Source organism: Acidiferrobacter sp. SPIII_3, from assembly GCF_003184265.1.
Lineage (GTDB): Bacteria > Pseudomonadota > Gammaproteobacteria > Acidiferrobacterales > Acidiferrobacteraceae > Acidiferrobacter.
Genome location: NZ_CP027663.1, coordinates 1173223 through 1186707, shown reverse-complemented (window position 1 = coordinate 1186707; position 13485 = coordinate 1173223). Strand labels below are relative to the sequence as shown.

Here is a 13485-nt window from a genome sequence, read left to right as displayed (position 1 = left end):
GGCCTAGTTACCCGACCCCGGCCGTGGCGGGGCCTTGAACACGAGCACCGAGAGGGGCGGCAACACGAGATTCAGGGACTGCAACGCGCCGTGCGCCGCCACCGGGGCCGTGGCAAGCCCCCCGAGGTTGCCCTGCCCACTGCCGCCGTAGACCGTGGCATCGGTGTTCAGGACCTCCTGCCAGAGCCCTGGCCACATCACCCCCAGGCGGTAGTTGTGGCGCGGCAGGGGCGTGAAATTGGCGACCACCAGCAGCGGCTCGGCGGCGGGTTCGGCGAAGCGGTAGAAACTGATGACGCTCTGCTCCCAATCCCCGGCGTCCAGCCACCGGAAACCCGCGGGCTCGGTGTCGGCCCGGTGCAGCGCCGGCTCCCCGCGATACAAGGCGTTCAGATCGCGCACCAGACGCTGGATGCCGCGATGCGGCTCATGATCGAGAAGGTGCCAGTCGAGACTGCCTTCGTGGGCCCATTCCCGCCACTGGGCGAACTCCGAGCCCATGAATAGGAGCTTCTTGCCGGGGTGACAGAACATGTAGGCGAAGAGCACGCGCAGGTTGGCGAATCGCTGCCAGTCGTCGCCCGGCATCTTGGCAATCAGCGAGCGCTTGCCATAGACCACCTCGTCATGCGAAAGCGGCAGCACGAAGTTTTCCTGAAAGGCGTACCACAGGCTGAACGTAAGCTGCCCCTGATGGTACTTGCGGTGGATGGGGTCCTTTTCCATGTAATCGAGCGTGTCATGCATCCAGCCCATATTCCATTTATAGCCGAACCCGAGCCCCCCGGCATAGACCGGCCGCGACACCTGCGGCCAGGCCGTGGACTCCTCGGCTATGGTCTGTGTGTCGGGATAATGCCGGTACACGGCCTCGTTCAGCTCCTGCAAAAACTGGATCGCCTCCTCGTTCTCCCGGCCACCGTGGGCATTCGGGATCCACTCCCCCGGGGCGCGCGCATAGTCGCGATACAGCATGGACGCCACGCCATCGACGCGCAGACCGTCCATGTGAAACCTGTCGAGCCAGTAAAGCGCGCTCGAGACCAATATCGAGCGCACCTCGTGGCGGCCATAGTTGAACAGGCTCGAGTGCCATTCCGGATGATAGCCACGCCGCGGGTCGGCATGCTCGAAAAGATGCGTCCCGTCGAAAAACCCGAGGCCGTGAAGATCCGTGGGAAAGTGCGACGGCACCCAGTCGAGGATCACGCCGATACCCTGGCGATGCAGGGCATCTATGAGGGACATGAGATCCTCGGGCGTGCCAAAACGCGCGGTGGGCGCGAAATAGCCCGTGGTCTGATAGCCCCATGAACCATAGAAAGGGTGTTCGGTAAGCGGCATGAATTCGACATGAGTAAAGCCCATGTCCGCGACATAGGACGGCAATGTCGAAGCCAGTTCGCGGTAACTGAGCCAGCGCCCGCCCTGCTCGGGCACGCGCCGCCAGGATCCGGCATGCATCTCGTAGATGCTCACCGGCGCGGCGAGCGCGATGCGCTCGCCGCGCCCCGCCATCCACGCCGCGTCCTGCCAGGCATAGCTGCCATCGCATACCACCGACGCCGTACGCGGCGGCAGCTCGCTTTGAGACGCGAACGGGTCGGCCTTCTCCACTTCATAGCCGCTGTCGCGCGCGACGATGTGATATTTATAGAGCGCCCCGGGGCCGATCCCGGCGATGAACCCCGCCCACAGACCCGACCCATCGTCGCGGACCTTCAGCGGATGGACATCCTTTCGCCACCCGTTAAAATCGCCGATCACCGACACCGAGCGCGCATTGGGTGCCCATACCGCGAAATGCACGCCGGTATCGGCCGCCACCTGCAGCGGATGCGCGCCGAGCTTCTCGTAGAGCCGCACGTGCCGCCCCTCGCGGAAGAGATAGATATCCTCCGGACTGAACCATGCGTCCGCACTGCCGCTCGCCACCCTGCCGCCTGGCATGCACTGCCCTCCCTTGCCGATGTCCGCGTGCCCGGAACGCACGATCCGCGCCATTTCTCTGGTCATGTTACGGGCCATGCCCGCCCATGACAAGTAGCGAAGCGTCCGCGGCCCGCTACCCCTCGGGGGCGCCAAACATCATCCTTTCGATGGCCATGGGATGGTGCACGAGCACCAGGGCGGGTCGACCCCAGGCGCGGTCATCGTCGGCCGCAGGACGCGCACGGGCGCGGCGACCGGCATCTTTTGCGCCAAGCCAGGTCCGCCCAAGGCAGCTGCCGTCCGTGGCGGTTGATATGATACGAGTGCGATGTTCCGCACCCGCTGAAGCGCGTAAGCTTCTTGTCGAGCCACGCGGTTAAGGGCGATGCGCCGCCTGTGGCATAATACCTGCAGGCCAGTCTGAACGAATCAGGTTCACTACCCCAACGATCACACAAAAGGTCATCACGTGCCCGGTACCCGTTATCCCCTGGAAGTCCAGCCGCTCATTCCGCAAAGATTGACGCGCCTCACGGAGCTCGCATCCGACCTTCTCTACAGCTGGAACCGATCCATCCGCGCGCTGTTCGTGCGCCTCGACCCGAGGCTCTGGGAACAGTGCGGGCGCAACCCCAAACTCATGCTGCGCCGTGTCGCGCAATCGCGGCTCGACGAGGCCGCGGCGGATCCGCTATTTCTGGAGGAGTATCAGCGCGCCCTGTCCATGCACGACACCTACCACGCCGTGCGCCTGTCCTCCAAACGTACGGACATCGACCCGCAGACCGATCTTGTCGCCTACTTTTGCGCCGAATTCGGTCTCCATGAGAGCCTGCAGATCTACTCCGGCGGCCTTGGCATACTGGCCGGCGACCACTGCAAGGCGGCAAGCGACCTGGGCCTCCCGTTCGTGGCCGTGGGCCTCCTCTACCGGCAGGGGTACTTCACCCAGACCATAGACGCGCAGGGCAACCAGATCGTCGGCACCGCGCCAGCCTTGCTCGCCGATCTCCCGGTGACCCCGGTGTGCGACAGTGAGGGGCATGAGCTGCGGGTGTCGGTCACCCTTCCCGGGCGCACCGTGGCGCTCAAGGTGTGGCGCGTGGCGGCCGGACGCATCTGTCTTTATCTGCTCGACAGCGATGTCCCGGAGAACACCAACGCCGACCGCGGCATCACCTGCCAGCTCTATGGCGGCGACCGCGACACCCGCTTGCGCCAGGAGATCGTCCTGGGCATAGGCGGCGTGCGCGCGCTGCGCGCGCTGGGCCTTGCGCCCACCGTCTGGCATATCAATGAAGGCCACCCCGCCTTACAGATCGTGGAGCGTATCCGCGAGCTCACCGCCCAAGGCCGGGATTTCGATAGCGCGCTGGAGGTGGTGGCGGCCGGCACGGTGTTCACCACCCATACGCCCGTGCCCGCCGGCCATGACATCTTCGACCAGGAACTGTTCGGGCGCTATCTCGAACCCTATGTCGCCGATCTTGGGATCACCCTGGATGAACTGAAGTCTTTGGGGTCGAGCCCCATAAGTCAGGGCGGATTCAACATGACCGCCTTCGCCCTGCGCGGATCGCGCCTGCACAATGGCGTAAGCCGCATCCACGGCGGGGTCGCCTCGCGCATGGAGGCCTACATCTGGCCGCAGATCCCGTGGATGGAAAACCCCGTCGGGCATGTGACCAACGGCGTGCATGTGGCGACCTTCCTTGCCCACGAATGGAGCAGCCTGTTCGACGTGCGCTTTGGCAGCGAGTGGCGCAACAAGCTCACCGAGGCCGACTACTGGACACGCATCGACACCATTCCCGACCACAGCTACTGGAGCGTCCACCAGTCCCTGAAGGGCACGATGCTGGAGACCGTACACCGGCGCGTCGCCCGCCAATATCGGCGCAACGGGGCAGGCGAGGGCGTGATCCGGCGGCTCACGCGGCAACTGGAGCCCGACGCCAAGGCACCCCTTGTCATAGGCTTTGCGCGACGCTTCGCGACCTACAAGCGCGCAGGCCTCTTGTTCGAGGACCCCAAGCGCCTCGCGCGCCTTTTGAACGACCCGGATCGGCCGGTGCTGCTGCTCTTTGCCGGCAAGGCGCATCCCCATGACCATCCGGGCCAAAACCTGATCCGTCTGATCCACGAGTTCTCACGCAGCCCGGAATTCGAGGGCAAGGTGATCCTGATCGAAGGCTACGATCTTGCGCTCGCGCGCAGGCTCGTGACCGGCGTCGATGTCTGGCTGAACACCCGGAGTATCCCCTGGAGGCGAGCGGCACATCGGGACAAAAGGCCGCCATCAACGGGGTCGTGAACCTGAGCGTCCTCGATGGCTGGTGGGGCGAAGGCTATGCCGGCGACAACGGCTGGGGCATCTGTCCGCACAAGGGTCCGATCGACAACGATCAGCGCACTCGCGAGGAGAGCGCGGAGGTCCTGGATATCCTGGAACAGCAGGTCGTGCCCCTCTACTTCAATGCTGCCGAGCACGGCTATTCCCGATCATGGATCGCCATGTCCAAGGCCGCGATGCGGCGCGCCATGCCGGTCTTCAATGCCGAACGCATGGTGCTCGAATACGCGCGCGACTATTATCGCAAGGCCGCCGACCATGCGCGGCGGCTGGCGGCCGACGAGGCCGCCGGAGGGCGCGCGCTGGCGCGCTGGAAGCGCCAGGCGACCACCGCTTGGCCCGGGGTGCGCCTCGAACGCGGCCAGGACATCCCCGAGGCCATCAAGGTCGGCGAACCCCTGCACCTTACCGTACTCGTCCACGGCAACGGCCTGCGCCCGGATGACCTCGTCGTCGAGTGCCTGTTCGAGTCCAGCGACGACCTGGGCGAGGCGCTGCTCCGCGATCAGGCCCTGTTCGTCGCAGACGGCATCGATGGCGAGGGGCGCCTCGTCTTTCGTCTCGACCACGAGCCCCGGACATCGGGATTCCAGACGCTTCGTATCCGCGCCTACCCCTACCCAGCAGTTCTAAATGTAGGAATGATTATCAATACCGGGTCACGGCCATGAACCGGTATGTCTGGGGCTGGACAAAAGTTACGGTTCACGGTATAAAGCGCTGGGTCATAATATTCAGCGAGCAGAGCTTGGCTTTTCCGTTAGTTGGGAGCCCCCTTGATTTTAAGGGATTAGTGGCCTCCCTCAGGGAGTTGATGCAGCGGTTCCCGGACAAGCGGACGGGAAAGAACTGCGTCTACGCCATGGAAGACGCGGCCTTGGCGGCCTTTGCCGTGTTCACTATGCAAAGCCCTTCGTTTCTAGCCTATCAGAGGACGATGAAACAGACCAAAGGCCAGAGCAACGCGCACACGCTCTTTGGCATGAACCTGATCCCGACTGACAACTGCATCCGCAACCTGCTGGACCCGGTGGCGCCCAGTCATGTCACCCCCTATTCGAACAGACATTCGAGGCACTGAACGCGGGCGGCCATATTGACCCTTTTCGCGTTTCTCTCTCCTCATCCCAGAACGGTGCCGGCCAGCTGCTGATCGCCCTAGACGGGACAAGCTATCACCATTCTCATACCGTCCATTGCCGGCAGTGCACGAAGATCGAACACAGGAAGGGCGAGGTCAGCTATCAGCACACGGTGGTTACACCGGTCGTGGTGTCTCCCGAACGCAACCAGGTCATCGCGCTGGCGCCGGAATTCGTGACCCCCCAGGACGGTCACGACAAGCAGGATTGTGAAACGGCGGCAGCCAAGCGGTGGCTTACCGCCCATGGTGCCCGCATCAAAGCGCTCAACGCGACGATTCTGGGCGACGACTTGTATAGCCGCCAGCCGATGTGCGAAACCGTCTTGGGCCTGGGACTCCATTTCCTTTTCGTGTGCAAGCCGAGCTCCCACGTCACGCTCACCGAATCGATCAAAGATCTCACCGCCCAGGGGGCTATACAGACTCACCAGGTCCTGCGCCGCAAGGGCAAGAAAGCCTGGACTGACACCTATCGTTTCGTCAACCACGTTCCCTTGCGCGAGGGCGACGATGCCCTAGCGGTCAATTGGCTGGAGTTGACCACCCAAGACGCCGCGGGCAAGCAGACATACCAGAACGCCTGGATCACCCAGCATGCACTCGATAAAGCTCATGTCGCGAAAGTCGCTGAAGCGGGCCGCGCGCGCTGGAGGATCGAGAATGGCAACAACAATGTTCTGAAGACCAAGGGGTACCATCTTGAACACAATTTTGGGCACGGCAAGAAGTATCTCTCCTCGCTGCTGTGCACCTTCAACCTGCTGGCCTTCCTGCTGCACACTTTCCAGGAAATAACCAACCAAAAATACCGCGTGTTGCGCGCGACCCTCCCCACCCGCAAAAGCTTTTTCGACAGCATTCGGGCGCTCACAACTTTTATGTGTTTCGACAGTTTCGAGGCCTTGCTCGACTTCATGCTGCGGGGTCTCGACATCGACGCGCCCGACAGCAGTTGAGGTCGCCATGGAAACCATTCGATTGGCAACCGCCTACGGCGTCCGCCCCCTTTTGGCTGAGACCTTTGTTGATCCCACACGCTTTACGGGCCACTGCTACCGCGCGGCCCACTGGATCGACGTCGGTCTCACCACGGGCCGCGGCCGTGAGGATCGCCATCACGAACGCCATGGGCAAGCCCCAAGCGCGTCCTGGTCTACCCGCTGGTGCCCGATGCCCGACAAAGGCTCCTGCAAGCCCCGTAAATTCTTAAGCGGACGCCCCCATTCGAGGCGGAGCCAGTTCACATTGAGAATTGCTGACCCCTACCACACCCTGCTCACCCATCGTTTCGAGCTCGGCTGCATGGTGTGGTTGTAGCCGCCGACCTGATCGGCACGCGCCCCACCCCTGGTTCGCAACGCCGGGGATGGGGCCAGGCACGCATCCTGGTCAGGACGGCGTAAGCCAGCGATAGAGTGTGCGGCGCTCGATCCCGAGGATACGCGCCGCCGCCCGCTTATTGCCACGCACCCGCCGCAGGACCTCGTGTACATAGGCGTGCTTGCATTCCTCCAGGGTCACGAGATCGCCGGTGCCGGCCACGTCGGGGGGCATGGCGCGCACCATCGAACCAGACGCCCCACCGTCGGGCCGGCGCACGCGCTCGGGCAGATCCACGACATCAATGCGCGGGCCGCGCGCAAACGCCGCCGCCGACTGGATGATATTGCGAAGCTCGCGGACATTGCCCGGAAAGGCGTAGGCGTGAAGCAAGCACAAGGCCTCGGTCTCGAAACCATCTACGGCACTCCCCATCTCGGCACGGCACTCATGCAGGAAGTGCCGCGCCAGGACCGTGATGTCATCACAGCGGCCGGCGAGACCCGGCAGGCTCACGGCCAACACATCGAGGCGATACAAAAGGTCGTCGCGAAAACGCCCCTGCTCGGCCGCCAGGGCCAGGTTTCGGTGGGTGGCGGCGACGATACGCACATTGACCTGCTGCTCGCGCACCGCCCCCACCGGCCGCATCCAGCCGCCCTCGAGGGCGCGTAGAAGCTTGGCCTGGGCGCCCAGAGGCATCTCCCGATCTCGTCTAGAAACAAGGTCCCGCCGTGGGCGGCGGCGAAGAGCCCCTCGCGGCTGCGATGGGCGCCGCTGAAGGCCCCGGCGGTATAGCCGAAGAATTCGCTCTCCCACAAAGACTCGGGTATGCCCCGCAATTGACGGCCACGAAGGGGCCCTCGCGGCGCGCGCTCTCACCATGGATCGCGCGCGCCGCAAGCTCCTTTCCGGTGCCGCTCGGCCCGCTCAGGAGTACCGGCACATCGACACGCGCGGCGCGTACCAGACGTTCGATCAACACGCGCATATCCGCGCCGCACCCAAGCATTCCGTGAAACCGCAGGACGTCCAGTCCCGGCGGCGATCGGCGCGGGCAGGCCGTGGACAGTCCCAGCGCCTCGTGGGCCTGGACAACGGCCGCCGGCAGGGTCGCACCCTCGGCATGGCGCGGCGCCCCCCAGCCGTGCCCATCGCCCGCAACCGGCGCCTCGGGCCGCGGCGAGAGCATCATGAACGCCGGCGGCCTTGCCGCGGCGCGTATGCCCGCGCACAAGGCCATGCTGCCGACCTCCCATGGCAGACCGCTCACCACCAAGTCCGCCGGCCAGCGCGGCAGGAGTGCCAAGGCGTCATGGGCGCTCGCCGCCGTCTGCACCACGGCCCCGGCGTCCGACAACCCCTGCTTGAGCTGCGTACGCGCGATATCACTATCATCCACTATCAAGATCTTTGATCCCTGCATCTCTCCTCCCCCTGACATCACACGCACGAGCTGTGGCGTGACGCCTCTGTATTGCCGCCACATGTGTCATTTCGACACAGGCGCACTGCCGAAGTACCGTATCCGGCGACCGCCGCGCACCCGCGTCCTGGCGCATAACCGCGGGCCTTCGCCCCCCGGACGGCCGCAGGCGGGGCGGCTGGCACGGGCATTGCACTTCCTGAGCGAGCCAATCAATCGAGGAAAGACATCACGATGGAGTCATCCCGAACCGCCCTGCGACTCGCCCTGACGACCGCGATCACACTCGCCTCCGCAAGCGCGTTTGCCGCCACCCAGGCCCCCGGCGCCGCCGCGCAGATGCCGCCGCCACCGGCGGCGGCCACGGCCATGCCGCGCATCGGCCACACGACTTTGAAGCATTTCGTGACCGCCATTCGTCATGTGTCGCAGATCCGCGCCACATACGCCAAAAAGTTGCAGGCGATGAAGGGGCAACCGGGCGCGGCCCGCGGGATCCAGGTACGCGCGCAGCAGTCCATGATCGCCGCCATCAAGGGGCAGCACCTCACCCTGCCGCAATATAACAACCTCGTCCGGCAGGTCGACGCCGACCCCACGCTGCGGGCCCGCGTCCTGCACATGCTGCGCCAGTAGTAACCACAAGGCCGGGGCGCCCCCGGGGCGCCCCGGCCCTTCTTTCCCTTCTTTCCCTTCTTTCCCTTCTTTCCCTTCTTTCCCTTCTTTCCCTTCTTTCCCTTCTTTCCCGCTCCTTGCCCGCGCCGCATCCCGGCAACGGGTGCACCCGCGCAACCCATGCCCGCTTCCTTCAATCCGATGGCGCGGAAACCCCGGTCCTGGGCGCCGTCACCCCCTCCCAAGGCCCGCGCCATGCGCGCGGCCGGTCGTTCCAGCCAGCGGTAGGCGATATCGGCCGTCAATAGAGGCCACGAAGGTGCCCGCAAGCAAGGGTGCGAGACTGATCCGTCCATAGAACAGGTGGAGCGCGGCCAACAGCACGAGCGGGTGAAAGAGATAGAGGCTGTAAGATATGCGCCCGAGATACTGGAAGAGGCGGTGGTCGAGAAGCGCCTTGACGGCGGGTTCATAGGCGATCACCACGAGCCCCAGGGCAGCCCCCATCATGGTCGGCCAGTCGTGGACCAGCATGCGGTGATCACCCAGGGCCGCCAGGGTGCGCGATCCGTAAAAATAGAGCGCGAAGGCCAGCGCCCCAAGGACGAGTCGCCGCCACGATGACAGCGCGAGGTAGTGTCTCTTCACCGCATCCCTGTGGCAGGCGAGCAGGGCGCCCAAGGCAAACGGCGCGAGGTAGTAGACCGTATCGCTATAGGCGGTAAGCCCTCCGCCCATGACCGTCGCCGCCCCACGTCCGCCGGCCGCCGATGCCGCGCCGCGCACGAAGATGGTCGCGACCGCCAGGGCCGCAAAGGCAGCCAGGCCACGGTCCACGCCGATCGCCTCACCCACAGGACGATCAGCGGAAAGATGAGCGAGACCCGCATCTCCTGCACGAGCGTCCAGATCGTGAAGTCGTAGCGATCCGAATTGAAGGCATCCACGAAACCGGCGTGCTCCCAGAGCGAGCTGGCATTCGGCGACCAGGACCAGAACTTGTTGATCCACGGACCCAGCCCGGGCAAGGGTCCGGTATACAGGAAGGCCGCGCCCAGGAGCCGAGGATCACCGCCCCGGCGTAGGGCAGATAAAGCCGCACGACGCGCTTTTTGAGATAGGCGCCGTAGCTCAGGCCGCCACGCTCCCACATGACGTAGAGCACATAGCCGCTCAATACGAAGAAAAAGACGACCGCCGCGCGACCCGCCCATGCCAACCCGAGCGGGGTATAGGACAGCCACTGCAGGGTATGATACATGCGCATAGCGGCGCCGGCCGGCATCGGCCAGGACCAGCACATAGTGCGACAAGACCACCGAGACGGCCGCGAGCCCGCGCGTGGCATCCAGTGATCTGACCCGCCCATCCGCCAACGAATTCCCCCGTGCCCAAACGCCACGCCCGCCCCTTGCCGACGCCTATCCCTGTGTAGATGGCCCTGGCCTCAGCAGTTCCCGGCGCACGCCGATCAATCCGGTGCCGCGGCCGACAAGAGACACGGCCTGGGCACGATGTGCCACGATCACGGCGCTGCGCTAGACGTCCCTCTCCTACCGGCATCACCATCGCCCCTGGCGCGCCTATCGGCGCAAGCCCTTACCCCTGATTTCGACCGCTCGCCGCAAGGAGCTCGAGAAATTCTCTTGAAAGCTATCTAATGGAGCTAACCTATGCTCTCCAAAATGGAGAGTTGGTAAGCATGGGCGGAGCGGCCTCGGCGCTGGGGGGGGTGTCGATCACGACACGGCGCCGCCGGAAGCGGCGGGCAAGCTGGCCGCCGAACCGGCGGGCGGCCGTCGCCCTTATGATCTCGCCAAACTCAAGCCGGAGATGTTCCGCGCTGAAACCGATATACGGCGCCGCACTATCGCCTGCGCCGGTGTGTCCAGCCACGACCAGAAAGATGATTTGGAGCGACAAAACAGGTCCTGGAACTCTACTGTGCCCGCCAAGGCTGGACGTTGGAGGTCATCGCCGATCTGGGTTCAGGGATGAACACCCACAAGAAAAGGCTTGAAAAAGCTGCTCGACGCTGTCATCGATAGGCGGACGGGCGACTGGTCATCACGCACAAGGACCGGCTGTTGCGCTTTGGTGCGGAATGTTTTCACTACCTGCGAAGCAAAACAGGTGAAGGTGGTGGGCCGCGCCATGCAGACACAGTTCGAGATAATTGTCGAGATAGTTCAGGGTATAGTCCCAACCGTCCCCCTGGTTCTCGACATAGGCTTGGAGCAGCGCAAGCGTGATGACGCTACCCGCAGCCGGCCGGTACTCGAGGGTCCCGAGCACCGGCACGGTATGGCGAAAGCCCGCCACGTCGCACAAGAACCGGCCCATCTCGACCTCCGGGTTGATGCCCTCCTGCAATCGCCGATAGCCCTTCAAAAACAACCGTTCGCCGATCGCCACCGCCGTGTTGCTGCTGTGCGTATTGGGATGGCGGACCGTCTCGTCCGCGGCCACCGGCTGCTCGAGCGTACCCACGGCCACGCCCTGCACGACACCGCCCTCGCCCGCAAAGGCCAGCCCCGCGCGCATCACCGCGACAAGCCCGCGGCAAAAGGCGTCGTCGGCGAAGGCATCGCCCAAGATGCCAAGCGTCGCCTGTTGGCGTACGCGCGCCACGGCAAGCGGCAAAACCGTGCGCATGCGCGCCTCGCTGTCGCTCTCCCACAGGAGCGACAGCGGCACGAAATAGCGGCCCACGGGCGCCCCCTCACCCGCTTCCACGACATCCGCGATCATGAAGAAAAACCGGCCGTCGGATCCCACCCATTCGGCGGTCTCGGTCATGGCGACCCGCTTTGGGACCACGCCCTTCTCGGCATACCAACGCTGCGCGATCACAAAGCGTGGCAAGGCATCGCGTTCCCACTGTTCACGGACGCGGTCGGCCATGGCCATGCGCCAGGGCACCACGCGCTCGCGAAACAGGCTCCGCCAGCCATCGAACAGCACGAGCAACGGCAGCTCCTCGGGGGCAGGCGCTCCTCGTGCCAGGCCGGGATTTCCCCTCCGGCGGCGAGCCGGAACCAATAGAAGCCATGGCCGTGGAGGGTCAAAAGATACGGGAGGTCGCCGATCGGCGGAAACGGCGTCCGACCCATGAGCTCGATCGGCACGCGCCCCTTGTAGGCCGACAGATCGAGTTCCACGGGCTGCGCGGAGTGCGACAGATTGGCGACGCACAGGATCGTCTCATCGCCATAGGCACGCACATAGGCGAGGATCTTGCGGTTGCCGGGCTCCAGGAACACGAGCGCGCCCCGCCCGAACACCTTCGTGCTCTTGCGGATCGTGAGCATGCGCCGCGTCCAGTTCAACAAAGACGAGGGGTCGCGCGCCTGCGCCTCGACATTCACCGCGCCATAACCATAAATGGGGTCCATGATCGGCGGCAAAAACAGGCGCTGCGGGTCGGCGCGCGAGAAGCCGGCGTTGCGATCCGGGCTCCACTGCATGGGGGTCCGCACACCGTTGCGGTCACCGAGATAAATATTGTCGCCCATGCCGATCTCGTCGCCGTAGTAGATGATCGGCGACCCGGGCATCGACAAAAGCAGACTGTTCATGAGTCGGATCTTGTCGAAATCATTATCCATGAGCGGCGCGAGCCGGCGGCGTATCCCAAGATTAAGGCGCGCCTTCCGGTCGGCGGCGTACATCTGGTACATATAGTCACGCTCATTGTTCGTGACCATCTCCAGGGTGAGTTCGTCGTGGTTGCGCAGAAAGATCGCCCACTGGCAGGTCTCGGGGATGTCCGGCGTCTGCTTCATGATCTCGACGATCGGATGCCGGTCCTCCTGCGCTATGGCCATATACATCCGCGGCATGAGCGGAAAGTGATAGGCCATGTGGCACTCATCGCCCGTGCCGAAGTAGTCGCGCACATCCTCCGGCCACTGATTGGCCTCGGCAAGCAACATGCGATTCTCATAGCGCCGGTCTATCACCGAACGCATGTAGCGCACGACCGCATGGGTCTCCGGCAGGTTCTCGTTGCTCGTCCCCTCGCGCACGCACAGATACGGGATGGCGTCGAGCCGCAGGCCGTCGACACCCAGGCCAAGCCAAAACTCCATGACCCGCACCACCGCCTTCACGACATGCGGATTGTTGTGGTTCAGGTCCGGTTGATGGAAAAAGAAGCGATGCCAGTAGTAGGCGTGGGCGACATCATCCCATGCCCAGTTCGACTTCTCGCTGTCGGTGAATATGATGCGGGTATCCTCGAACTTCTTGGCGGTATCGCTCCACACATAGAAGTCGCGCTTGGGCGAACCCGCGGGCGCCTGGCGCGCCGCCTGAAACCAGGGATGCTGGTCGGAGGTGTGGTTTATGACAAGCTCGGTGATGACCCGCAGCCCCCGTTCATGGGCGGCGCGCACGAACTGCAGGAAATCGCGGCGCGTCCCGTAGTCGGGATGGACATTGCGGTAATCGGCGATGTCATACCCGTCGTCGCGCATGGGCGACGGGTAGAAAGGCAGCACCCACAGGGTATCGACACCGAGATCCTGGAGATAATCGAGCTTCTCGGTGAGCCCCGCGAAATCCCCGATACCGTCGCCATTACCATCGAAGAAAGCACGTACATGCAATTCGTAGATGACCGCGTCCTTGTACCAGAGCGGATCATCCGATATCCGCGATTCCTCGCTTCTTGTCTTTCTATGCATGGATGAC

The 13485-nt window shown here is 64.1% G+C and carries 8 protein-coding genes and 4 pseudogenes; 6 read left to right on the top strand and 6 right to left on the bottom strand.

Annotated elements, in window-relative coordinates; all coding sequences use genetic code 11:
* Nucleotides 1-3: 3 nt before the first annotated feature.
* Complete coding sequence (gene glgB, locus C4901_RS06055) at nt 4-1950, bottom strand: 1,4-alpha-glucan branching protein GlgB (protein WP_205736218.1); 1947 nt, start codon at nt 1948-1950, stop codon at nt 4-6.
* A gap of 451 nt (nt 1951-2401) precedes the next feature.
* Between glgB and glgP the strand changes: the two genes are divergently transcribed.
* The 4 genes and pseudogenes from glgP (at nt 2402) to C4901_RS06040 (ending at nt 6746) form a co-directional block, all read left to right on the top strand.
* Nucleotides 2402-4246, top strand: a complete 1845-nt coding sequence (glgP, locus tag C4901_RS06050; RefSeq protein WP_205736225.1) for an alpha-glucan family phosphorylase — start codon at nt 2402-2404, stop codon at nt 4244-4246.
* A complete protein-coding gene (locus C4901_RS17945) occupies nt 4243-4956 on the top strand; it encodes a hypothetical protein (RefSeq protein WP_205736224.1) in 714 nt (237 codons plus the stop codon). The genes glgP and C4901_RS17945 overlap by 4 nt, the downstream gene beginning before the upstream one ends.
* 77 nt (nt 4957-5033) lie before the next feature.
* A pseudogene (locus C4901_RS06045) lies at nt 5034-6385 on the top strand (ISNCY family transposase).
* Between the two features lie 7 nt (nt 6386-6392).
* Nucleotides 6393-6746, top strand: a complete 354-nt coding sequence (locus tag C4901_RS06040) for a Druantia anti-phage system protein DruA (RefSeq protein ID WP_205736223.1) — start codon at nt 6393-6395, stop codon at nt 6744-6746.
* Between the two features lie 72 nt (nt 6747-6818).
* Here C4901_RS06040 and C4901_RS18460 read toward each other — a convergent pair whose 3' ends face one another.
* On the bottom strand, nt 6819-6983 hold the full coding sequence (locus C4901_RS18460) for a helix-turn-helix domain-containing protein (protein ID WP_240611860.1): 165 nt from the start codon (nt 6981-6983) through the stop codon (nt 6819-6821).
* Nucleotides 6984-7322: 339 nt separating this feature from the next.
* Nucleotides 7323-7740 (bottom strand): annotated as a pseudogene (locus C4901_RS18455) (sigma 54-interacting transcriptional regulator); the annotation flags it as partial.
* Between the two features lie 669 nt (nt 7741-8409).
* On the opposite strand from C4901_RS18455, the gene C4901_RS06025 reads away from it, so the two are divergent.
* Nucleotides 8410-8811 carry a DUF4168 domain-containing protein gene (locus tag C4901_RS06025; protein ID WP_110136558.1) on the top strand — a complete coding sequence of 134 codons (402 nt, stop codon included), beginning with the start codon at nt 8410-8412 and terminating at the stop codon, nt 8809-8811.
* Nucleotides 8812-9021: 210 nt separating this feature from the next.
* Here the strand turns inward: C4901_RS06025 and C4901_RS06020 are convergent, their stop codons facing one another.
* Both C4901_RS06020 and C4901_RS19210 read right to left on the bottom strand, forming a co-directional pair.
* Entirely contained in the window at nt 9022-9645 is a 624-nt protein-coding gene (locus tag C4901_RS06020; RefSeq protein ID WP_205736222.1) for an acyltransferase, read from the bottom strand.
* 7 nt (nt 9646-9652) lie between these two features.
* A complete protein-coding gene (locus tag C4901_RS19210) occupies nt 9653-10051 on the bottom strand; it encodes an acyltransferase family protein (protein WP_370445956.1) in 399 nt (132 codons plus the stop codon).
* 441 nt (nt 10052-10492) lie between these two features.
* Between C4901_RS19210 and C4901_RS19205 the strand changes: the two are divergent.
* Nucleotides 10493-10935 (top strand): annotated as a pseudogene (locus C4901_RS19205) (IS607 family transposase); the annotation flags it as partial.
* 21 nt (nt 10936-10956) lie between these two features.
* On the opposite strand, the pseudogene treS reads toward C4901_RS19205, so the two are convergent.
* Nucleotides 10957-13478, bottom strand: a pseudogene (gene treS / locus C4901_RS06010) (maltose alpha-D-glucosyltransferase); the annotation flags it as partial.
* Between the last annotated feature and the right edge of the window lie 7 nt (nt 13479-13485).

Excerpts from the sequence above, each read along its gene's own strand:
- C4901_RS06040 (WP_205736223.1), top strand. The coding sequence starts at position 6,393 with ATGGAAACCATTCGATTGGCAACCGCCTACGGCGTCCGCCCCCTTTTG.
- glgB (WP_205736218.1), bottom strand. The coding sequence starts at position 1,950 with ATGCCAGGCGGCAGGGTGGCGAGCGGCAGTGCGGACGCATGGTTCAGT.
- C4901_RS06025 (WP_110136558.1), top strand. The coding sequence starts at position 8,410 with ATGGAGTCATCCCGAACCGCCCTGCGACTCGCCCTGACGACCGCGATC.
- C4901_RS19210 (WP_370445956.1), bottom strand. The coding sequence starts at position 10,051 with ATGTATCATACCCTGCAGTGGCTGTCCTATACCCCGCTCGGGTTGGCA.
- C4901_RS18460 (WP_240611860.1), bottom strand. The coding sequence starts at position 6,983 with ATGCCCCCCGACGTGGCCGGCACCGGCGATCTCGTGACCCTGGAGGAA.